This is a genomic window from Streptomyces sp. NPDC026092 (genome assembly GCF_040638605.1).
Lineage (GTDB): Bacteria > Actinomycetota > Actinomycetes > Streptomycetales > Streptomycetaceae > Streptomyces.
Genome location: NZ_JBEZYN010000003.1, coordinates 71,165 through 92,633, shown reverse-complemented (window position 1 = coordinate 92,633; position 21,469 = coordinate 71,165). Strand labels below are relative to the sequence as shown.

20 protein-coding genes are annotated in these 21,469 nt (G+C 72.6%); 7 read left to right on the top strand and 13 right to left on the bottom strand.

All coding sequences use genetic code 11. From position 1 onward, the window contains the following. Positions 1 to 6: 6 nt before the first annotated feature. Positions 7 to 780: a polysaccharide deacetylase family protein gene (locus AB0F56_RS05395; RefSeq protein ID WP_362005091.1), complete on the top strand. Its 774-nt coding sequence runs from the start codon at positions 7 to 9 to the stop codon at positions 778 to 780. A gap of 83 nt (positions 781 to 863) precedes the next feature. On the opposite strand, the gene AB0F56_RS05390 is transcribed toward AB0F56_RS05395, so the two are convergent. Next, entirely contained in the window at positions 864 to 1,112 is a 249-nt protein-coding gene (locus tag AB0F56_RS05390; protein ID WP_362004230.1) for a hypothetical protein, read from the bottom strand. Next, a complete protein-coding gene (locus tag AB0F56_RS05385) occupies positions 1,109 to 3,724 on the bottom strand; it encodes a DNRLRE domain-containing protein (RefSeq protein WP_362004228.1) in 2,616 nt (871 codons plus the stop codon). The genes AB0F56_RS05390 and AB0F56_RS05385 overlap by 4 nt, the downstream gene beginning before the upstream one ends. 267 nt (positions 3,725 to 3,991) lie before the next feature. Between AB0F56_RS05385 and AB0F56_RS05380 the strand changes: the two genes are divergently transcribed. Continuing rightward, the gene (locus AB0F56_RS05380) at positions 3,992 to 5,146 is read left to right on the top strand and encodes a DUF5925 domain-containing protein (protein ID WP_362004225.1); all 1,155 of its coding nucleotides are present in this window, start codon (positions 3,992 to 3,994) and stop codon (positions 5,144 to 5,146) included. A 23-nt stretch (positions 5,147 to 5,169) separates the two neighbouring features. Here AB0F56_RS05380 and AB0F56_RS05375 read toward each other — a convergent pair whose 3' ends face one another. Beyond that, the gene (locus tag AB0F56_RS05375; RefSeq protein WP_362004223.1) at positions 5,170 to 5,544 is read right to left on the bottom strand and encodes a GntR family transcriptional regulator; all 375 of its coding nucleotides are present in this window, start codon (positions 5,542 to 5,544) and stop codon (positions 5,170 to 5,172) included. A gap of 73 nt (positions 5,545 to 5,617) precedes the next feature. Between AB0F56_RS05375 and AB0F56_RS05370 the strand changes: the two genes are divergently transcribed. Both AB0F56_RS05370 and AB0F56_RS05365 read left to right on the top strand, forming a co-directional pair. Continuing rightward, complete coding sequence (locus tag AB0F56_RS05370; protein ID WP_362004220.1) at positions 5,618 to 6,538, top strand: GNAT family N-acetyltransferase; 921 nt, start codon at positions 5,618 to 5,620, stop codon at positions 6,536 to 6,538. Beyond that, positions 6,519 to 7,040, top strand: coding sequence for a DUF402 domain-containing protein (locus AB0F56_RS05365; protein WP_362004218.1), 522 nt, complete (start codon positions 6,519 to 6,521; stop codon positions 7,038 to 7,040). The genes AB0F56_RS05370 and AB0F56_RS05365 overlap by 20 nt, the downstream gene beginning before the upstream one ends. On the opposite strand, the gene AB0F56_RS05360 is transcribed toward AB0F56_RS05365, so the two are convergent. The 5 genes from AB0F56_RS05360 to AB0F56_RS05340 form a co-directional block, all read right to left on the bottom strand. After that, a complete protein-coding gene (locus AB0F56_RS05360; protein WP_362004215.1) occupies positions 7,027 to 7,440 on the bottom strand; it encodes a DUF6299 family protein in 414 nt (137 codons plus the stop codon). The genes AB0F56_RS05365 and AB0F56_RS05360 overlap by 14 nt on opposite strands. Before the next feature lie 76 nt (positions 7,441 to 7,516). Further along, entirely contained in the window at positions 7,517 to 7,978 is a 462-nt protein-coding gene (locus AB0F56_RS05355; protein WP_362004212.1) for a GNAT family N-acetyltransferase, read from the bottom strand. Beyond that, entirely contained in the window at positions 7,975 to 9,471 is a 1,497-nt protein-coding gene (locus AB0F56_RS05350) for a tripartite tricarboxylate transporter permease (RefSeq protein WP_362004210.1), read from the bottom strand. The genes AB0F56_RS05355 and AB0F56_RS05350 overlap by 4 nt, the downstream gene beginning before the upstream one ends. Before the next feature lie 3 nt (positions 9,472 to 9,474). Then, positions 9,475 to 10,011 carry a tripartite tricarboxylate transporter TctB family protein gene (locus AB0F56_RS05345; RefSeq protein ID WP_362004207.1) on the bottom strand — a complete coding sequence of 179 codons (537 nt, stop codon included), beginning with the start codon at positions 10,009 to 10,011 and terminating at the stop codon, positions 9,475 to 9,477. Next, a complete protein-coding gene (locus AB0F56_RS05340) occupies positions 10,008 to 10,991 on the bottom strand; it encodes a tripartite tricarboxylate transporter substrate binding protein (protein ID WP_362004204.1) in 984 nt (327 codons plus the stop codon). Before AB0F56_RS05340 ends, AB0F56_RS05345 begins: the two co-directional genes overlap by 4 nt. Before the next feature lie 121 nt (positions 10,992 to 11,112). On the opposite strand from AB0F56_RS05340, the gene AB0F56_RS05335 reads away from it, so the two are divergent. Together AB0F56_RS05335 and AB0F56_RS05330 are read left to right on the top strand one after the other, a co-directional pair. Beyond that, the gene (locus AB0F56_RS05335) at positions 11,113 to 11,781 is read left to right on the top strand and encodes a response regulator (RefSeq protein WP_362004202.1); all 669 of its coding nucleotides are present in this window, start codon (positions 11,113 to 11,115) and stop codon (positions 11,779 to 11,781) included. 194 nt (positions 11,782 to 11,975) lie between these two features. Further along, on the top strand, positions 11,976 to 12,992 hold the full coding sequence (locus AB0F56_RS05330; protein ID WP_362004200.1) for a lytic polysaccharide monooxygenase: 1,017 nt from the start codon (positions 11,976 to 11,978) through the stop codon (positions 12,990 to 12,992). A 20-nt stretch (positions 12,993 to 13,012) separates the two neighbouring features. Here the strand turns inward: AB0F56_RS05330 and AB0F56_RS05325 are convergent, their stop codons facing one another. The 5 genes from AB0F56_RS05325 to dnaE all read right to left on the bottom strand — a co-directional run bounded on the left by AB0F56_RS05325 (position 13,013) and on the right by dnaE (position 20,191). Continuing rightward, entirely contained in the window at positions 13,013 to 13,885 is an 873-nt protein-coding gene (locus tag AB0F56_RS05325; RefSeq protein ID WP_362004197.1) for an alpha/beta fold hydrolase, read from the bottom strand. A 127-nt stretch (positions 13,886 to 14,012) separates the two neighbouring features. After that, positions 14,013 to 15,053: an ImpB/MucB/SamB family protein gene (locus AB0F56_RS05320; protein ID WP_362004195.1), complete on the bottom strand. Its 1,041-nt coding sequence runs from the start codon at positions 15,051 to 15,053 to the stop codon at positions 14,013 to 14,015. Positions 15,054 to 15,182: 129 nt separating this feature from the next. Beyond that, positions 15,183 to 15,497, bottom strand: coding sequence for a hypothetical protein (locus AB0F56_RS05315; RefSeq protein WP_362004193.1), 315 nt, complete (start codon positions 15,495 to 15,497; stop codon positions 15,183 to 15,185). Positions 15,498 to 15,646: 149 nt separating this feature from the next. Further along, on the bottom strand, positions 15,647 to 16,708 hold the full coding sequence (locus AB0F56_RS05310) for a helix-turn-helix transcriptional regulator (RefSeq protein ID WP_362004191.1): 1,062 nt from the start codon (positions 16,706 to 16,708) through the stop codon (positions 15,647 to 15,649). A 30-nt stretch (positions 16,709 to 16,738) separates the two neighbouring features. Continuing rightward, complete coding sequence (gene dnaE / locus AB0F56_RS05305) at positions 16,739 to 20,191, bottom strand: DNA polymerase III subunit alpha (protein WP_362004188.1); 3,453 nt, start codon at positions 20,189 to 20,191, stop codon at positions 16,739 to 16,741. A gap of 207 nt (positions 20,192 to 20,398) precedes the next feature. On the opposite strand from dnaE, the gene AB0F56_RS05300 reads away from it, so the two are divergent. Then, the gene (locus AB0F56_RS05300; protein ID WP_362004185.1) at positions 20,399 to 21,445 is read left to right on the top strand and encodes a DUF3533 domain-containing protein; all 1,047 of its coding nucleotides are present in this window, start codon (positions 20,399 to 20,401) and stop codon (positions 21,443 to 21,445) included. Positions 21,446 to 21,469: the final 24 nt, after the last annotated feature.

The window sequence follows — 21,469 nt, the reverse complement described above, 5'->3', positions numbered from 1 at the left end:
ATCCTGATGTACCACGCCGTCGGCCACGAGCCCGCTCCGGCCGCGCACCGGCTGTCCGTCTCCCCCGAGGCGTTCGCCGCGCAGATGGGGGTGGTCGCCGACCACGGGCTCACCCCGCTGACCACGGCGGAGCTGGCCGCGGCCTGGCGCTCGGGCGGGCCGCTGCCCGCGCGACCCGTCCTCATCACCTTCGACGACGGCTACGAAGGCGTGCACCGGCACGCGCTGCCCGTGCTCGCCAAGCACGGCTTCGCGTCGACGGTGTTCGTCTCGACCGGCTGGCTGCGCGGAACGTACGACGAGGGCGAGGCCCTGGACACCATGCTCGACTGGGACCAGGTCCGCGAACTGGTTGCCGCCGGTGCGGAGATCGGCGGCCACAGCCACAGTCACCCGCAACTCGACCAGGTCGACGACCGGCGGCTCTGGTACGAGACCCTGCGCTGCAAGGAGATCCTCCGCGAGGAGCTGGGCCGGGCGCCGGTCTCCTTCGCCTACCCCTACGGCTACTCCGACCGCCGCGTCCGCCGTACGGTCCGGGCGGCCGGCTACGCCCAGGCGCTCGCGGTGGGCAACACCGTCGCACGCCGCCGCCAGGGACCGTACGCCCTTGAACGGTTGACCGTGCGGCGCTCCACCGGCATCGAGGAGTTCACCCGGCTCGTCGAGGGCCGGGCGATCGGCCGGACGTTCGCGGCGGACCGGGCGCTGACCAAGGGGTACGCCATGGTCCGCCGCACCCGGGGCGCGGTGCGGGCGGCCGGTAAGCTCGCGATCTGAGGCGCGAGCCAGGGCGGTGCCGAGCCAAAGCGCTGGAGGCCGTACCGGAGCGACCTCCGGTACGGCCTCCGGTGCGCGGGCCGTCAGCGACGGCGGCCCAGGGCGCCGAGCAGGCGCGCGCCCAGGCGCAGGCGGGTCGTGCCCGCCGCCACGAAGGCGCCGATCAGGATCGCCCCCCAGGTGGGGACCGCGCTGAACGCGCGCAGGCAGAGCGCGACCACCGTCAGGACGGCGACCAGGACCAGCAGGTCGACCAGCGCGGCCGGCCGGCCGCCGGGGGCGGGGTCCCCGGTCCAGCCGAGGGCGTGGCGCCTGTCCTGCCCGCGGGTCATGACAGCTGTCCCATCAGGCAGCCCGCGGCCGCCACCGAGACATAGCCCCAGGGGCCGCCCGCGAACTTCACCATCCGCAGTCCGGCGCGGGCACGCTGGATGTTGACGGAGACGTGGTGCGACTGGACGGGCACGTAGGCGGCGAGGGCGCCCACGCCGCACTTCTTGGCGGCGTTCTTGACGACCCTGCCGATCTTCTTCCACTTCCAGCTGAACGGGTTCCACCACGGGTCCGCGACGACGGGGAACGCGGTGTTCGCGTCGAAGGAGACCGTCTGGATCAGGGTCTGGCCCTCCAGACGGTAGGACGTGGGCACCGGCTTGCCGTGCGCGTCCTTCGCCCAGGGCGCGTTGATCGCCGCGACCGGCTCGTTCGGGTCGGCCGAGACGATCACGATGGAGCCGTCCGGCTGCTGGCGCAGGCTCGAACCCGGGGCGAGGCTGAGCGGGACCCGGTACTCACGCGGCGCGGTGGCGTTCTTGATGACCTGAAGGGTCCGGCTGCCGCCGTCGAGCGTGGGCTGGACGACGGTGTCGACCGCGGAGGTCGCGGAGGCGTGGACCACGCTGCCGTTGACATTGACCCCGCGCTGCGGGCCCGCGCCGGATCCGATGCCGACCGCGGCGATGTCGTCCGGCTTGACCTCGATGCGGCCCTGGGAGTCCCACGGCACGGTCACGGTGCCGGTCGCCGTCTCGGCGATGGCGGCGAACCGGGCGTCACTGGTGCCGGCGGGCGTGATGTCGGCGGCGTCGAGGGCCGCGTTGGCCACCCCGAACGCGTCGATGGCCGGGCCCGGCCGCCAGGAGGTGTCCACGGTGAAGGTCACCGGGTCCGACCAGCCGTTGGCATAGTGCTGGCCGTCGTACGTGGTCGTACGGAAGGTGTACGCGCGGCCCGTGGCCAGCTTGCCGGCCGGGACCTTCGCGGAGGCCGTCTCGCCGGAGCGCACGAACGGGGCGTTGAAGAGCGCGACGACGTCGCCGGTCGCCTTGTCCTTGACTTCGAAGGTGCCCTGGACCTGGTCGTCCTCGTTGACGTCCTCGGTGGTGAAACGGAGCGTGGGGGTCAGGCTGTTGACCTTGTAGACACCGCCCTCGCTGTAGAACGGGGTGCCGGCCTGGAGGTTCGCGCCGTTCTTGGGGCGGTAGTTGAAGGTGACCGTGAGCTGCGGGACCTTGTCCTCCGTGGTCTCGGAGGAGTAGAAGCGCTTCCACGCGTACGTGTCCGACTCGTCGACGGCCTTGAGGCCCACCGAGCCGGTCGCCGCCTTGGCGCTCGCCCAGGTCTTCGCCAGCTCGGTGACATCGGCGGTCACCCGGCCCTCGTTGCCGCAGGGGCCGCTGCGGGTCTCGGTGGAGGTGGCGACCTTCTGGCGCAGCGCGGGCTGCTTGGTCCAGCGGCTGGAGGTGTCGGCCGGGTCGGCCGCCCAGATCTCCCAGCCGCGCTTCTCGCAGGACCAGGAGTGGTAGTTGTACAGGGAGAGCTTGGCGTCGGTGACCAGCGCGTCGGCGAACTGGCCGGTCTCCCACGTGAGGAAGGAGCGGGCGGTGCGCTTGGTGGTGCCCGCGTAGTCGCCGGGCCAGCCGATCTTCAGGTCCGTGGACGCCGACTGGTCGGTGGTGTCGCCGCCCTGGACGAAGGTGTCGAAGAGGACCGAGAGGGTGTCGGTGGCCGGGTCGATGGTCACCGGGTACGTCGTCGCCGGGTCCGCGAGGAACGTCCGGTCCGGGGTGAGCCGCAGCTCGGCCGTGTCCCCGTCTTGGACGACCGTCATCGGTACCCGGGCGGTGCGCTTGCGCTCCCCGGAGCGCTCGTCCACCTGGGCGTCCCACATGACGGGCGCCGGCATGGTGGCGACCGGCTCACCGCTCTCGCGGTCGGCGAACACCACGGAGTCGTCCGGCTGTTGGGTGGCGGTCAGGCCCGGGATCCGCAGCGGCAGGGTCATCGGGGCGGCCCCGTCGGCCGGCCGCTGCTTGAGGCTGAGGAACTGCTCGAAGCCGGTGCGGGTGGCGTCGACGACGAGGTCCGCGCCCGGGACGGCGTCGGGGTACGTGGCCTTCGGCCCGTCGAGGACCGGAGCGGGCAGGCCGCCCTTCCACTGGACGCCGATCGACTGGTCCCCGGTGCCGAGGGTGATCAGGTCGCGGGCGGCGGAGGCGGGCGCGTCGGCCGCGGCGCGCGCCGAGCGGGCCCGGGCGCCGCCGGGTCCGGCCAGCTTCAGCTCGCCGGGGTGCGCCTCGGCCTCGACGGTGCCGTCGGCCTGGCGGCGCAGCGTGGCGTCCACGTCGGTCCACGTGCCGTCCTTCAGCATGCGGACGGGGCCGCCGGCAACCGTGCTGGTCAGGGTGCCGTCGGGGTTGGCCCAGGTGGTGGAGGTCTCGGTCCGCCGGTCGAGGACCTCGATCCGACGGTCGTACACCTGGGCGGCGAGCAGGGCCGATTCGGCGGTGACGGCCTCGGTCACGGCCCCGCCGAGCGGGTTCTTCGCGCGTACGGCGTCCCGTACCGCCTGGTCCTGTGCTGCCTGGTCCGTGGGCTCCGCCGCGAGGGCCGGGGTGGCCGCGCCGAGCAGAGCGAGCGCTGTCAGCGCCGAAACGCCCCCCACCGCGATGGATCCGGTAAATCTACGCCGTATCGACGACATGCAGGTCCTTGCTTGAACGACAGGTCCACGCCTGCCGTTCCAGCAGGGCGCGGGCCTGATCAACTTTGGTTGACCTGCAAGATCCAAACAGAGGTAAAGACTCCGTAAGCAGGGTCGAAAGTCCCTCTTTGGGGGGCCGACAGACCTTTGCCCATAAAGTCCGATCAGCCCTTTCCTTCCTTTCAAAAGGTGGTGCGGGGCCTGCCCGGTTGCCGGATCATGGTCGCCATGTCAGCCACGCCAGTCGAGGGGCCCGTCCTGTCCGACCCGACCGCGCCGTCCGCGCCGCCCGCCCCGTCCGAGCCGCACCGGGCGCTGCCCGTCCGGCTCACCGTCGACGACAGCGACTCACCCTCGGACGTCATCGACGCGCTCTTCCTCGGCCGGTTCACGACCGGCGAGCAGCCGCACTCCCGGAGCACGACCCTCGACCGGGTGAAGCCCGACGCGACGCTGCTGCCCGCCGGTGCGACGGTGTTGCGCGCCGCCAAGGACGACGACCGCGCCGCGCTGCTCGCCGAGGGCGAGGGCTGGACGCTGCTCGTCTCGCGCTGGAACCGCGGCGCGGACGTCACCGTCACCGCGACGGATTCCGACCTGGCCGAGCGGATCCTCGAGGAGGCGACGGACGGGGCGAAGGACGAGCCCGAGCCGCAGCCCGAGAACGTCACGATGGGCTTCTGGTACGTGTCGCCCCGGCGCGGCCCGCACCGCACGACCCGGCAGATCAGCGCCGGTACGTGGGAGGAGATCCGGCCCAACTACACGGCGCCGGTGGCCGATGCGATGGACCGGCTGATGAAGGTCACCCCGGACGACATCGCCGGCCGGCTGCTGCTGCTCCACGGGCCGCCGGGGACCGGCAAGACCTCCGCACTGCGCACCCTCGCCCGCTCCTGGCGGGACTGGTGCCAGGTGGACTGCGTCCTGGACCCGGAGCGGCTCTTCAACGACGTCGGCTATCTGATGGACATCGCGATCGGCGAGGACGAGGGCACGGCGAAGGGGCGGTGGCGGCTGCTGCTCCTGGAGGACTGCGACGAGCTGATCCGCGGCGAGGCGAAGAACACGGCGGGACAGGCGCTGTCCCGGCTCCTGAACCTCACGGACGGGCTGCTCGGTCAGGGCCGCAACGTCCTCGTCGGCGTCACCACCAACGAGGACCTGGAGCGGCTCCACCCCGCGGTGGTCCGCCCCGGCCGGTGCCTTGCCCGGCTCGAAGTGGGCGGGCTCACGCGGGCGGAGGCCGTGGGGTGGCTGGGGACGGAGGAGGGCGTGGGGCGCGACGGCGCGACGCTCGCCGAGCTGTACGCCCTGCGCCGCGGCACGTCGCCGGCCGGCATCCCGGAGTCCCGGGCCCCGGAGTCGGGGCTGTACCTGTAGGGGCTACGGGGACGCCCGCCCGATCAGCTCTCGTACGTCGCCCGCAAGGCGTCCGAGATCGCCGCCGTCGCCGCCTCCCGGCTCAGGCCCAGGCGCTTCGCCTCCGCCGCGTACGTCGCCGCCGCGCTCGCCGCGAGGCGGGCAGCCGCGTCGCCGGCGGCGGCGACGAACGTGCCGAGGCGGCCGCGCCCCTCGATGACGCCGTCCGCCTCCAGCGACTTGTACGCCTTGGCGACCGTGTTCGCCGCCAGGCCGAGGTCCTCCGCCAGGCCCCGTACCGTCGGGAGCTTGTAGCCGACCGGCAGGGCTCCCGAGCGGGCGCGTTCCGCGATCTGGGCGCGCAGTTGTTCGTACGGGGCGGTCGAGGAAGCCGTGTCCACGGTGATTCGCAATGTCACCCGCCGATTCTCCCCCCGCCCCGGGGGAAAATGGGAGGCGGCCGCGCCACTCCCCCGCATAGCGTGCGGCACCATGACTGTGATCGTCCGAGATGTACGCCCCGAGGACGCCGAGGCCTTCGCCCGCGTCCGGCGTGCCGCGCTCCCCTTCATGCTCGCCAGCGGCACCCAGGTCGCGTTCGACTGGGCGCACGCCCATCCCGACGCCCACGCGCGCCCCCTGGTCGCCGAGGTCGACGGGGAGATCGTCGGCACGGCCCAGCTCCGTATCGCACACGACGCACCCGAGCCGGGGGTCGGTTCGGTCAACGTCTACGTCCACCCGGAGAAGCGGGGCCTCGGCGCGGGCACGCTCCTGGTGCGCGCCGCCGAGGAGCACCTCGCGCAGTCCGGCGCGACCACGCTCTACAGCTGGGTGCTCGACGAGCCGGAGTTCCGCGGCTTCGCCCAGCGGCACGGCTACGAGGCCCGCCGCTCCGCGCACTTCCTCCGCCTCGACCTCACCTCCGCCGAGCTGCCGCCGCTCCAGGAGCCCCCGGCCGGTGTCGAGCTGCGGACCGCCTCCGACTTCGCCACCGATCCCCGTCCGCTGTTCGTGCTCGACGCGGTGACCACGGCCGACGAGCCCGGTGACGTCGGCGCCGAACTCACGGACTACGAGCACTGGCTGGCGACCACGTGGAACCACCCGCTCTTCGACCCGGCGCTGACCATGGTCGCGGTGGTCGACGGCCGCCCCGCCGCGTTCAGCGCCGCCCAGACCGACGGCCTGGGGCGGTACAGCACGGGGATGACCGGTACCGACCCGGCGTTCCGGGGCCGGGGCCTGGCCAAGCTGGCCAAGAACGCCTCCCTGCACCGGGCCCGTGCGGCGGGCTGCACGGAGGCGTTCACCGGGAACGACGCCGGGAACGGGCCCATGCTGGCGATCAACGAATGGTTCGGCTACGCGATCTGTGCGACGGAGGTGCGCCATGTCAGGGCGCTCGGTTGAGGTGGTGCTCGTGAAGGCGGGCCGGACGAAGATCCGGTACCCCGCCGAGGTCGTCGCCGAGGACGGCGCGCGGCTGACCGTGCGCGCGCCCTGGGCCGCCGAGGGGGTGCGGGACTTCGGCTTCGTACGGTTCGAGCCGGGCGACGTGTTCGTGGAGCACTACTGGCGCGACCGCTGGTACGCGGTCAAGGAGGTCCGGTCCTCGGACGGGGCGCTCAAGGGCTGGTACTGCGACATCACCCGGCCGGCCGCGGTCGACGGTTCCGAGGTCGTGGTCGAGGACCTGGACCTGGATCTGTGGGTGTCGGCGGACGGCAGCGAGGTGTTGCGGCTCGACGAGGACGAGTTCGCGGCGAGCGGCCTTGCCGCCGCCGACCCGGAGGCGGCGGCCCGCGCCGTCACCGCCCTCGACGAGCTCGAACACCTCGGCCGCGAGGGTCTGGTCCGGCTGCTGGGGAGCGCCGGACCCCGACCGCACGGCCTCGGCGTCAGCCGAGGATGACGTCGGCCTCCTCCGCCGCGAGGAAGCCGGGCAGCGGTACGCCGAGCGGACCCGAGGGCGTGAACTGCATCAGGGTGGCCTTCACCTGGGCGGCGCCGGGGCGGTAGGCGGGCTCCTTCACGACGCCCGAGTTGGACCAGTCGTGGAGCCGGCCGTCGCAGACGGCCCGGGTGCCGCCGATGCCGGCCGAGCTGTCCCGCTGGACGAGCGTGCTGGTGACGAAGACCGGGCCCGCGCTGTCGTCGAGGCAGCGGTACGTACCCGAGAGGGTGACCGTGCCGTCGGCGGCGACGGTTCCGTACGCGTCGACCGTGAGGGTGTCGGCGGGGCCGGCGTGGGCGGTGCCGGCCGCGGCCGCGACGAGCAGCGTGCCGGCGGAGAGGGCGAGGCGGATACGCATGAGGGGTGATCCCTTCGGGGGTGGGGGGTGTATCGCCCGCCAGGGATACCGGATCACGCCATGAGCTGGCCGAAACTCACTCTATCGGGGGCGAGTTGAGGCGCTTGCGGTAGTGCATACGATCGTACGGTCCGTCCACGCGCCGCTCGACGAGCTCGTAGCCGTACCGCTCGTACAGCTTCTGGTTCTCCCACATCAGCGCGTTGGTGAGCAGCCGGACCTCGGGCAGGCCGAGTGCGCGGGCGCGGGACTCCACGAAGGCGAGCAGGCGGCGGCCGAGCCCTGTGCCCTGGGCATCGGGGTGGACGGCGATGTTGTCGAGATACACGTGGTCGGCCTCGGTCCTGAGGACCACGAGGCCGACCACCGGGTCACCGGCGACGAACACCCTCCCCGCGGCCACGTCCGCCGCGTGGTCCGCCTCCATCGGGGCCGGCACGAGGCCGATCCGTTCGATGTAGTGGTGATAGGCCGCGTCGGTCACGGCCTTCACACGCGGGACTTCGGAGGTCTGCGCCGGTCGGATGTCGTCGGTCATACCGACACGTTACGGCGGCGGACGATCACCTTCTTGAGCAGGGGCCAGGCCAGCAGGAGGGCGATCACGACGTAGACCGTGACCGAGAACGGGGTGTTCACCAGGCCGGTCAGCGAGCCGTCGCTGATCTGCAGCGCGCGCCGCAGCTGCTGTTCGGCGGCCGGGCCGAGGATGACGCCGATGACGGCGGGCAGGACGGGCAGTCCGTACCGCCGCATGCCGAGGCCGATCAGGCCGATGATCAGCAGGATGACCAGGTCGAGCGCCTCGCCGCCGACCGCGTACGCGCCGACGGCGGCGAAGAAGAGGATGCCGGCGTAGAGGTACGGGCGCGGGATGCGCAGCAGCTTGGCCCAGACGGGCGCGAGCGGCAGGTTGAGCGCGAGCAGCAGGACCATGCCGACGAAGAGCGAGGCGATCAGGCCCCAGACCAGGTCGGGTTCGCGTTCGAAGAGCAGCGGTCCCGGCTGGATGCCGTACTGCTGGAAGGCGGCGAGCATCACGGCGGCGACGGCGGTCGTCGGCAGGCCCAGGGTCAGCATGGAGACGAGCGTGCCGGCGGCGGAGGCCGAGGCGGCGGACTCGGGCCCGGCGACTCCCTCGATGGCGCCCTTGCCGAACTGGTCCTTGTGCCGGGAGAGCCGCTTCTCGGTGACGTACGAGAGGAAGGTCGGGATCTCCGCGCCGCCGGCCGGGATCGCGCCGAACGGGAAGCCGATGACGGGCCCGCGCAGCCAGGACTTCCAGGTGCGCCGCACGTCGTCCTTGCCGAGCCACGGCCGTCCGACCGGGATGGCCTCGCCCGAGGTGCGGCGCAGGTGCGCGGCGACCCAGAGGGCCTCGCCGATGGCGAAGAGGCCGACCGCGACGATGACGACGTCGATGCCGTCGGCGAGTTGGAGCGAGCCGAAGGTGAGGCGCTGCTGCCCGGTCATCTGGTCGAGGCCGACCAGGCCCAGGGTGAGGCCGATGAGCAGCGAGGCGAGGCCCCGGATCCGGGAGGAGCCGAGGACCGAGGTCACCGCGATGAAGGCGAGGACCATGATGGCGAAGTAGTCGGGCGCGCCGATGTCGACGGCGAGCGCGGCGACGGTCGGGGCGAGGGCGACGAGCAGCAGCGTGCCGATCATGCCGCCCGTGAAGTGGCCTATCGCGGCCGCCGCGAGCGCCTGTGCGCCCCGGCCGGCCTTGGCCATCGGGTTGCCCTCCAGGGCGGCGACGACGGCCGCGCTCTCGCCGGGGGTGTTGAGCAGGATCGAGGTGGTGGAGCCGCCGAACATGGCGCCGTAGTAGATGCCGGCGAACATGATGAAGGCGCCGGTCGGTTCGAGTCCGTACGTCACCGGGAGCAGCAGGGCGACCGCCATGGCGGGGCCGATGCCGGGCAGGACGCCGATGGCGGTGCCGAGGAGCACGCCGATCGCGGCCCACAGCAGGTTGATCGGCGTGAGGGCCGTACCGAAGCCGTCGATCAGGGAGTTCAGTGAGTCCATGGGTCAGAGCACTCCCATCAGCGGGCCGCCGGGCAGCGGAACTCCGAGCAGGTTGTTGAAGACGACGTAGGTGAGGAGGGAGAGTCCGGCGGCGATCAGCGGGTCGCGGTGGAGGTGCCGGCTGCCGAGCGCGTAGGCCGCGCCCCAGAAGAGCAGGGCTCCGGAGACGGGGAAGCCGACGGGTCCGATGAGGACGGCGAAGCCGAGGAAGACCCCGGTCAGGAGCAGGACCGTGCGCCAGTCGCTGGGCTCGGAGAGGTCGACGTCCTCGCCGCCCTCGGACTCGCCCCGGCCGCCGCGCAGGACGTCGACGGCGAGGAGGACGGCGACGACGAGCAGGCCGGTGCCGACGACCACGGGGACGGTCTTGGGGCCGACGGGGCCGCGTTGGGCGATGTCGACGGTCATGGTGAGGGCGTCGGTGAGGACGAGGACGCCGATGACGAAGAGGAGGAGGCTGACGCCGAGTTCGGAGTGCTCGCGCAGCCAGGAGGCGCGTTTGCCGGTCGCGGGAGGGGTGGTCGCGGTCGTCGTGGTCACAGTCCCAGCTCCTTCAGTACGGAGGCGACCTGCTTGTCCTGCTCGGCGAGGAAGGCGCCGAACTGCTCGCCGGGCAGGAAGGCGTCGTTCCAGCCGTTCTTCTTCAGCGACTCGCGCCACTGCGGGGAGCCGTGCAGCTCCTTGGCGAGGCCGACGAGCTTGTCGCGCTCGGCGTCGGAGAGGCCGGGCGGGGCGACGATCCCGCGCCAGTTGATGAACTCGGTGTCGAGCCCGGCCTCCCGCAGGGTGGGGGCGTCCAGGCCGGGGACCCGCTCCGGTCCGGTGACCGCGAGCAGGCGCAGCTCGCCGGACTCGATCTGGTCGAGGTACTCGCCGACGCCCGAGACGCCGAAGGCGACCTTGTCGCCGAGGATGGAGGCGAGGAGCTCACCGCCGCCGTCGAACGGGATGTAGTTGACGCTCTTCGGCGCGATGCCGGCGGCCTGGGCCATCAGCATCGGGGCGAGGTGGTCGGGGCCGCCGGGCGAGGAGCCGCCGCCGACGGGCAGCTTGCCCGGGTCCTTCTTCCAGGCGGCGAGCAGGTCCTGGATGGTCTTGTACGGGGAGTTCTTGCCGACCACGACGATGTCGGGCTCCATGGTGAGCCGGGCGATCGGGGTGGTGTCGGCGAGGGTCTTCGGGGTCTTGTTGGTGTGGACGGCGCCGACGACGCCGAGGCCCATGGACATGGCGAGCTTGCCGTTGCCGTGCTCGCCGACGAGCCGGGTCAGGCCGACGGTGCCGCCGGCGCCGGGCAGGTTGAAGACCTCGATGCCCGTGGTCAGACCGGCGTCCTCGGCGTTCTTCGCGGCGGTGCGGGCGGTGATGTCGTAGCCGCCGCCGGGTGTGTTGGGGACCATGAAGCGCAGTCCGGGGATCTGGGTGCCGGTGTCGGAGCCACTGCCGGCGGAGAGCAGGGGCGGCCCCACCAACACCAGCAGCGCGGCCCCGAGCAGGGCGAGGGGGGTGCGCAGACGCACGTGTGCCGCCTCTCGATAGGTGTGTGAAGTGGCCCACATGTTGCCCGCGCGTTAAGAACCTGTCTCTCTTCCGCAATCAACGGACGTTGTGGTCCTTGTGGTCGCGGCCTAGCGTGTCGGCGTGACGAAGGTGCTGGTGGTCGACGACGACTTCATGGTCGCGAAGCTGCACAGCCGTTATGTGGCGACTGTGGACGGTTTCTCCGTCGTCGGGGTCGCGCACAACGGCGGTGACGCGCTGCGCCTCGCCGACCGGCTGCGCCCCGATCTCGTCCTGCTCGACATCTACCTGCCGGACATGGACGGCATCTCCGTCCTGCGCGAGCTGCGCGGGTCCGGTCTCGCGGTCGACGCCCTGTTCATCACGGCGGCGCGGGACGCGGGCATGATCCGCTCGGCGCTGCGCGCGGGGGCGCTGCACTATCTGATCAAGCCGTTCAACCAGGCCGCGCTCCAGGAGCAGCTGCGGCACGTGGCCGGCCTGCGGACCCGGCTCGACGCGCTGGACGAGGCGCGCCAGGAGGACGTGGACCAGATCTTCGGCACCCGCCCGCCGGGCTCGCGCGAACTCCCCAAGGGCCTCGCGGCCCATACGGCGGACCTGGTGGACGGCATCCTGCGGGCCCACCCGGAGGGCCTGTCGGCGACGGAGTGCGCGGAGGCCGGCGCCCTCTCCCGGGTCAGCGCGCGGCGCTACCTGGAGTACTTCGCGGAGACGGGCCGCGCGGAGATCACCCTGCGGTACGGCGGCACGGGCCGCCCGGAGCGCCGCTACCGCCGCCTGGGCTGAGGAGCCTCCCGGGGGGCCGTTCGCGGCGGTGTCCGAGGGGGTCCCCCGAGGCGGTGTCTGAGGGGCCGCTTAGCGGCTCCTTAAAGCGACCATAAGGATCGCCATCAGCCCCTTCTCGCAGGCGATTTCGCGGATTCCGGGGGCTAGCTTGCTGATCGAACCCCAGGCGTCCCCCCTCCAAGGAGTTGTTCAGCATGACCGCTCGCCGTACCGCTTCCGCCGTCCTCGCGCTCGGTGTCGCGCCGCTCGCGCTCGCCGGGCTCGCCGCTTCGCCGGCCGTGGCGCACGGATCGATGACGGATCCGGTGAGCCGGGTGTCCGCGTGTTACGCGGAGGGTCCCGAGAGCCCGAAGTCGGCCGCGTGCAAGGCGGCCGTGGCGGCCAGCGGGACGCAGGCGTTCTACGACTGGAACGCGGTGAACATCGCCAACGCTGCCGGCAAGCACCGCGACCTGATCGCGGACGGCAAGCTCTGCAGCGCCGGCAACGACAAGTACCGGGGCCTGGACCTGGCGCGCGGCGACTGGCCCGCCAGCACGCTCGCCTCCGGCAAGCACACCTTCCGCTACAAGGGGACCGCCCCGCACCGGGGCTCCTTCGAGCTGTACGTGACGAAGGACGGCTACGACCCCTCGAAGCCGCTGAAGTGGTCGGACCTGGAGGCCAAGCCGTTCGCCACGGTCACCGACCCGCGGATGGAGAACGGCGACTACGTCTTCGACGGCACGATCCCGAACAAGTCCGGCCGCCACCTGATCTACTCGATCTGGCAGCGCTCCGACTCCCCCGAGGCGTTCTACACCTGCTCCGACGTCGTCTTCGGCAAGGACAACGGCACCACCGGCGGCGCGCCCGCCCCGACGGCCTCCGCGCCGACCGACGAGGAGATCGAGGCGGGCACGGACGAGTCCTCCGTGGAGCACGGCGGCCACGGCGACCAGCACGCCGGGACCGGCGCGGAGGCGACGGCCGCCGCGCCGGCCACCTCGCAGCCCGCGTCGACCCCGTCGGAGCCCGCCGCCTCGGAGCCGGCCGCCTCGACCGCGCCCAACGCGCCGGCGGCCGCCGGTGAGGGCGAGCGGCTCGCCGAGACCGGGGGCGACGCCACCACCTCGTACCTGGCGATGGGTGGCGCCGCCGTCCTGGCGCTCGGCGCGGCCGTGCTCTTCGGCGCGACCCGCCGGGGCCGAGGCCGCCGCGCAGCGCGCTAAGCGCCAAGAAGCGCTGAGCGCTAGCCGATCACGGAAAGGCAGGTGGTCGGGGTCGCGTGGGCCGGGTCGAGGGCGTTGACCACTTCGTGGAACGTCACCCGGTCCAGCGTCCCGATCGCCACGTGCTCCGAGAGGTCGAGCGCGCACTTGTCCTGGATGACGATGTTGGTGACGTTCGGACCGTCGAGGAAGCCCGAGCGGTACGGGGTCACCACCTCGTCGTACTTGGTCGTGATGACCGTGTACGTGACCCCCGGGACCGTGTCCCCGCCGGCGTTGAGGCGGGTGATGAACGGGGAGCCGGCGATCTGGTCGGCGAGGCCCGGGGTCTTCTCGCTGATGAGCCCCTCGGCGCCGGGGAAGTACGGCAGCAGCTTGGTGAGGCCGTTGAGGGTCGTGCCGTGGTTGTCGGGGGCGATCCCGACGAGGGCGTTGACCTTCGCCGCCCCGCCGAGGAACTTCAGGTAGTGACGGGGCATCATCCCGCCCTGCGAGTGCCCGACGAGGTCGGCCTCGGGCGCGCCGGTGGCGGCCAGGACCTTGTCGACGTAGACCTTGAGCTGTTCGGCGGACTTGTCGATCGGGCCGAGCCCGTGGAAGAAGGGCACGTTCGGCAGCTGGCCGTAGTCGAGCGAGAAGACGCAGTAGCCCCGGTTGACGAGGTACGGCGCGAGGCCGAGCCAGTTGTCGATGGAGTTCCCGAGGGTGCCGTGCACCAGCACGACGGGGCGCGGGTGGTCGGCCGAGGGCTTGCAGGAGAAGTCGTTCCAGCCCCGGCTGGTGGCCGCGGTCTGAGCGGGAGCGGCCTGGGCCGAGGCGGTGGGGGCGAAGGTCGCGGCGGCGGTCAGCAGCAGGACCGAGAGGGTTCTGAGCGCGTGTTTCCAGGGCAGCATCGTGCGATCTCCTTGCGGCTCAAGGGAAATCAGAAACGAACGACGGCAGTAAGCCCTGCGGCCCGGACCACAAGTGGGGATGCTCTGCTTCAGGCCAAGCTACGCACGAGTAGCCATCACTGGGAAGTTACGCGTCGGTAAAAATTGACTTCTCGTCAACACGGAGTACAGGCGTACCACTTCGGCGCACCCTTCCCAGGGCGGCCGGACGGACTGCCTCCGGGCCGAAGCGGCGGCGGGCCCGGTCGGCGGCGGCCTCGGCCGCGCGGGCACGGGTGTCGCCGGGGTCCAGGGAGAGCTGTCGGTAGGCGCCGCCGGCCGGCAGCAGGTCGTCGGCGCGGAGCGCGAACGCGCGGACGCGGGCCCGCTGCAGGCCGAGCGCGGCAAGGAGCCCGAGGGCGGTCGCGGCGAGGGCCGGCGAGTGGCCGGTGGATTCCGGCAGGGCGCGCGTACGCGTGGTGGAGCTGCGGTCCGCGTACCGCACCGTGAGAGTGAGCCGCCCGGCGACCAGACCCTCGCCGCGCAGGCGCTGCCCGATCCGGTCGGCGAGCCCCAGGACCGCGCGGTGCTGCTGGGCCGGGTCGAGGCAGTCCCGTTCCAGGACCAGGTCGGCGCTCAGGTGCGCGGCGGGCTCGGACGGGGTGACCGGGCGCGGGTCGTGGCCACGGGCGCGCTCGGCGAGGAGCCGGGCGGGGCCGACCCCGAGGAGCCGCTGCAGGGTCGCCGGGGGCAGTTCGACGACCTGGCCGATGGTGTGGAGCCCGTACCGGTGGAGCGAGTCCGCGGTGGCGCGCCCGATCCCGGGCAGCGCGGTGACCGGCCGCGGGTGCAGCCATTCCTCCGCCCGGTCGGCGGGGACCCAGGTGGTCTCGCCGGGCGCGGACGCGTCGGCCGCCATGGCGGCGAGCATGCGGTTGCCCGCGAGTCCGGCGCTGCTGTCGATGTCGTAGAGCGCCTTCAGCCGGAGCTTCGCCAGCTGGACGACGTCGTAGGGGGACAGGCCGAAGTAGCGGAGCGCCGAGGTCAGGTCCAGCTGGACGGCCTGGGGCGGGACGGCCTGGACGTGCGGCGTAATACCAGACACCAGTTCGATTATGTCTCCGTACTGCTCCCCGGTCGGAACCGTGTGCAGGTGGAGGTGGGCGATGTGCCGGCGCGACGAGGCCATGGCGGCGACCCTCCTCTCAGGCTCGGGTTCCACTCGTCCCACCGTAACGCTTGTTCGAATATCTGTGCGAATCAAAAAGGGGCGCGGTTGCCCGCGCCCCCTCCGGCCGTGCCGGGTCGGTGAGTGGGTTCACGTGAGGAACCACAGGAGCTGGACCTTGAAGTCGAGGTCCTCCTGCCAGCTCGATTCCACGCGCACCGCCACCTTCTTCCCGTCCATGGGCACCAGGTTGTGCAGGGTGACGACGGCGTCTCCCATGACGGGCTTGCCGGTGGCCGGGTTGACCTCTGTGACGCTGCCGACCACGAAGGCGTGGGCTCCCAGGAAGCCAGGCACGTCCAGAACCTTTTGGAAGACACCGTGACCCCGGAGCGGGAAGTCCTGGGCGGCCATCTCCGGATTCAGCAGTGCATGGCCCCCGCTGACGCTTGCCGTGTGGGTCATGTCCGTTTCCCTTCGGTGAGCGGCCTCGCTGTGCGAACCGACCGCGGATGTTCCGATCTCCCTTCTCATGCTGGGCGGGATCCGTGTCGCCGCGCCCCCCTGAATCCAGGGATGGACAGACCGCGGATCGGATGGCAGCGGATCAGGGGTCAGCGGGTCAGCGCGGCGCCGAGTTCCTCGCGCCCGTCCGCTCCGGTCTTGCGGAAGACGGCCTTGAGATGGTCGTTGACCGTGTACGCGGACAGGTCGAGGCGACGGGCGATCTGCTTGACGGACGCCCCCGTGCGGAGCTGCGTGACGACATCGCGCTCTCGGGGGGTGATGCCGTACCACGCGCACAACGACGGCAGGACCAGGTCCCAGGTGGCCCCCTGGACGACGAGGGCGACATCGCCTGTGGCGGCCTCGTCGAGCACCTGCCCCTGGCAGGTGGTCCAGCGGCCGGAGGCGGCCGGAGGCGCGCACACCAGGGGCATCGCCCCGCCCTCGCGGCGGGCTTCCGCCCGGGCGACGAGGGAGAGCGAGACGAAGAACGCTCCCGGTACCCACGAGGGGATGGCATGCGCCGACCACTGGTCCAGCCACAGCCGCGCCTGCGGACTGACGGCCTTGATCCGGTGGTCGGGACCGACGGTGATCACTCCCGCCGACAGCGGGGGAACCTCGGGGCAGAGCGGACCGGCCGTCGCGTAGCGGCGCAGGGCGGCCAGCAGCGCCGGTACGAGCCGGGTCGCCCGCTGGGCGTCGTCCTGGCCGAACGGCGCGGCGCCTTCGCAGCGGAGCAGCCCGAGAGCCCCCCACACGCCGCGCCTGTCCTGGAGAAGCAGACGCAGCTCGGAACTCGCCCCGTGGGCGGTGAGGATCTCCCGTACACGCGGGTCGGGCACGGGCGACCCGTCGGTGCCCGCGCCCACCACGACAGCGGGGGTCCGCAGGAGAGTCGGGATCGCCGGCCGCGGGTCGCCCCCCAGATGCCGGTGCATGACGAGCTCTCCGACCAGCGCGGGGTCGTACTGGTGCCAGAAACTGAAACTGCCGAGACCGGGGCCGGTCGCCGGGTCGGTTCCCACCAGGCTCAGCGCGTCGTGGGCCACGATGGGGGCGAGCACGCGCGAGATCCCCGCTCCGACCTGTTCGGGGCCGGTGTTCTGGATCGCCGCGGCATAGAGGTCGGACGCCAGACGCCTGTCATCGAAGAACCTCAGGCTCATATCCCCCCATTGTCCCCTGGCCTCGCGTGGTCAGCCCGCGGAACCGGGGCTGGTGTAGCCGAACTTCTTCAGGTCCGCCGAACGGCTGCCGGCCGGTTGCAGGTCGGCGTACGGATGGAGGCGGGCGCCGGTGGTGCCGTTGACCAGGACGCGGTGCGGCTGGGCGGGCGTCGGGTGCGGCCGGTCGGCGCCGAGCAGGGCGAGCGCGGCCTCGGGGCCCCGGTCGCGGCGGGCGGCGGCGATCTCGTCCAGGTCCCAGGCCATGGTGCCGACGACGGTGCGGCGGGTGCCGCGCACCTGGACCGTGCCGCGCACGAGCAGCAGCCCGCTGTGGAAGACGGTGTGCGCGCAGGCCGGGTGGGAGTCCTCGAAGAAGGCCAGGTCGACCAGGCCGGAGCCGTCCTCCAGGGTGACGAAGATGATCCGCTTGCCGCTGGCGATCGGCGGGGTCTGGGTGGAGGCCCGGACGCCCGCGACGAGCACCTGCTGACCGGCGCGCATCCCGGCCAGGTGGGCCGCGTCGGTCGCGCCGATCTCGCGCAGCAGCCGGTGGTGGTGCTCCATCAGGTGCTTGGAGACGTCGATGCCGAGGGTGTTCAGCTCGGCGCTCAGGGCCTCGCGTCCGGTCATCTCCGGCAGCCCGCTCGGCTCCGCCCCGCCGACGGCGCCCGCGTCGAGGGGCAGTTGGCCCTTGCCCGCGGAGCGGGTGCGGGACTGCCGGTGGAGTTCGGCGATCTGCAGCAGCAGGTCGCGCCGGGTGAGGCCGTCCTCGTGGAGACAGGCCAGGGCGCCGATCTCGGCGAGGCGTTCGGCGACGGGCCGGCTGGGGCGGGCCCGCTGCCAGAAGTCCGACAGCGATCCGTAGGGCTGCCCCTGTTCGATCCGCGCGCACTCCTCCTCGCTGATGCCGTGTACGGCGGACAGGGCGAGCCGTACGCCCCACCGGTCCCCGTCGGCCTTCTCCACGGTGTGCTGCACCCGGGAGTCGTTGACGTCGACCTGGAGGATCGGCACGCCACGGCGGCGGGCGTCGGAGACGAGGACCCGTTTGGGCCACATGCCGGGGTCGTGTTCGAGGAGACCGGCCAGCAGGAACGCCGGATGGTGCGCCTTGAGCCAGGCGCTCTGCAGCGCCGGTACGGCGAAGGCGACCGCGTGCGCCCGGCAGAAGCCGTAGGCGCCGAAGGCCTCGACCGTCTTCCAGACCTGCTCGCGCACGGCCGCGTCGTACCCCCGGGCGCCGGCCAGGCGGTGGAACCAGTCCTCGATCCGGGGCAGTCGCTTCTTGTCGCCGAGCGCCCGCCGGGCGACCTCGGCGAGCGCCCGGTCGCAGCCGGTCATCACCGACAGCGTCTCGATGATCTGCTCGTGCCAGATGGTCACGCCGTAGGTGTCGGCGAGCACCGGCTCCAGGTCGGGATGGGCGTACGCCGGTGTGCCGCCGTGCCGTGCGGCGATGTACCGCTCGGGCATGCCGCCGGCGACCGGCCCGGGACGGAAGAGGCTGATGTCGGCGATGACGTCCTGCGGGTCGCGGGGCTGGAGCCGGGAGAGCAGGTCCTGCTGGCCGGGCGATTCGAGCTGGAACAGGCCGAGGGTCTGGCTCTCCTGGATGAGCTTGAACGCGAAGACGTCGTCGAGCGGCACCTGCGCCGGGTCGTCCAGGTCGATCCGGTCACCGGTGGCCCGTTCGATCTCTGCGACCGCGTGGGTCATCGAGGACAGCATCCGGACGCCGAGGACGTCCAGCTTGATGTTGCCCAGCGCCTCGATCTCCTCCTTCGCCGCCATCGCCATGGGGTACTCGCCCTGGGGGGTCGGCTGGACCGGCAGCCGGTCCAGGAGCGTCGCGTCGCTGATGACCACGCCGCAGGGGTGCATGGCCATGCCGTGGACCAGGGAGTCGAGCCCCTCGGCCAGCTCCCAGAGCGGCCCGTAGCGGTGCGCCTCGGCCGCGAGGCCCCGCAGCTCGGGCAGTTCGGCGAGGGCGCCCTTGATGTCGGAGGCCCGCAGGTGCGGGAAGCTCTTGGCGATCCGGTCGATGTCCGCCGGCGCGACACCGAGGGCGAGGCCGGTGTCGCGCAGGGCGCGGCGGGCCCGGTAGGTCTCGGGCATGGCGGTGACCGCGACCCGCTCCTTGCCGAAGCGGTCGAAGATCGTGTCGTAGCACTCCAGGCGCCGGGCGGACTCGACGTCGATGTCGATGTCGGGCAGCGACCTCCGGCGCACGCTCAGGAAGCGTTCGAACAGCAGACGGTGGTCGAGCGGGTTGGCCGTGGCGATGCCCAGCGCGTGGCAGACCATCGATCCGGCGCCGGAGCCGCGGGCCGCGACCCGAATGCCCTTCTCCCGGATGTCGGCCACGACCTGGCCGACGGCGAGGAAGTACGAGTCGTAGCCCATCCGGGAGATCACCGCGAGCTCGTCGTCGAGCCGGTCGAGCGCGGCGCGGTCCCGGTCCAGGCCGCGCCGGACCAGGCCGGCCTCGCTCCGCTCGCGCAGCAGCCGCGCCGCACCGCCGGCTCCGGGTCCCGCGCCGAGCACGCCGGGCTCGGGGAAGTGGGGCGTGCCGAGCCCCAGGTCGGCGACGGGGTCGAGGGCGCAGGCGGCCGCCGCGGCTGCCGTGTCGGCCAGCAGCCGGCGGGCCCGCGCGGGGTCCGCGCCCGCGCACTCGGCGATCAGCCGCGCGATGCTCGTCATCTTCCCCTCGCCCTTGAGCCAGCGCTGCCCGCTGTCCAGGCGGCGCCGGTCGATCGGCCGCAGCAGCCGCGCGGAGTCCAGGACGTCGGCGAGCCGGTGCTGGTCCTTGTCGGCGTAGCGCACGGCGTTGGTGAGCACGGCGGTGGTACGGGTGCGGTCGGCGAGCGCCAGCGTCCTGGCGGCCAGCCGGAGCGATCCGGGGCCGGTGCCGGAGGGCTTGTACGCCACCGTCTCCAGGCCGAGTCCGCCGCCGAAGATCTCCTGCCAGGGGACGAGGAGCCTCGTCGCGATGTCCTCGCGGCCCGCCGCCAGGGCCCGTACCGGCTCCGAGAGCGGTCCGAGCAGCGCGATCAGGCCGGGGCCGCCGTGCGCGCGCAGCGCCTCCCACGGCACCACCGGCGGCGTACCGCCGAGAGCGTCGGCGTGGGCGGCCGAGGTGATGCGGCACAGCCGCGCCCACCCCTCCCGGTCCCGCGCGAGCAGCGTGAACCGCAGCGGCGGCTCGACGACGTGCGCGCCTCCGCGCGCCGGGGTGCGGCGGCGTGCCGCCGGTGGCGGGGGCGCGAGGGCCTCCACCGCCAGGTCGACGCCGAAGACCGGCCGGACACCGGTCTCGGCGCAGGCCTGAGCGAACCGGACGGCGCCGGTGACGGTGTCCCGGTCGGTGAGCGCGAGCACGGGTACGTCCCGCTCGGCGGCCCGCCGGACGAGGTGTTCGGGGTGGGCGGCGCCGTAGCGGACGGAGTAACCGGACGCGACGTGCAGATGGGCGAAGCCCGCCATGCCGCACCTCCATCACTCCACCCCTTTTCGACGATTCACCCGATATGTTCATCGTACGCTCGTTCGATTACTGTACCCCCTCATCGACCCTGGTCGGCGACCCGATTCGAACACATCAGCGATTCTTGCGGGAGGGGTCACGCACACCTCATCCGTTCGGCCCCACCCCGCCTGCGCGATCACCCCCCTCCCCGGAGCGTGGGGGGCATGAGCCTCGTCGACGAACTGAAGAGTGCCGTCACGCCCCGCGCCGCCCTGCTGGTCGTCGGCGTCTTCGCCCTCCAGCTGCTGTTCATCGCCTCGTACGTCGGGGCGCTCCACAACCCGAAGCCGCGGGACGTCCCCTTCGGCGTGGTCGCGCCCCCGGCGGTCTCCGCCCAGCTCGTCGGCCGCCTCGACCAGCTCCCCGGCGGACCGCTCGACCCGCGGACGGTCTCCGACCAGGCCGAGGCCCGCCGGCAGATCCTGAACCGGGACATCGACGGCGCCCTGCTCGTGAACCCGGCCGGGACCACCGACACCCTGCTCGTCGCCTCCGGCGGCGGCACCGTGCTCGCCTCCTCCCTGAACAGGCTCTTCACCACGGTCGAGGCCGCGAACGGACGCACCATCAGGACCGTCGACGTGGCCCCCGCCTCACCCCAGGACTTCGACGGCCTCTCCGCCTTCTACCTGGTCGTCGGCTGGTGCGTCGGCGGCTACATCTGCGCCGCGATCCTCGCCATCAGCGCCGGTTCCCGCCCCGCGAACCGGGAGCGCGCGATCATCCGGCTCGGCGCCCTCGCGCTCTACGCGATCCTCGGCGGCCTCGGCGGCGCGATCATCGTCGGCCCGATCCTCGGCGCCCTGCCGGGCAGCGTCTTCGCCCTGTGGGGCCTGGGCGCCCTGGTGGTCTTCGCGGTCGGCGCCGCCACCCTCGCCCTCCAATCGGTCTTCGGCATCGTCGGCATCGGCCTGGCGATCCTGCTCATCGTCGTGGCCGGCAATCCGAGCGCGGGCGGCGCGTTCCCGCTGCCGATGCTGCCGCCGTTCTGGAACGCGATCGGCCCCGCCCTGCCGCCCGGCGCCGGCACCTGGGTCGCGCGCTCCATCGCGTACTTCAAGGGCAACGACGTCACCGCCTCGCTCCTGGTGCTCTCCGCCTGGGCGGTCGTCGGGACCGTGGTCACGCTGGTCATGGCCTCGATCGGGCGCAAGCCCGGCACCGAGCCGATCGCCGAGGAACTCGGCGCGGCGGGCGGTGCCGCCGCGTGAACCTCCGCACGACGACAAGGCCGC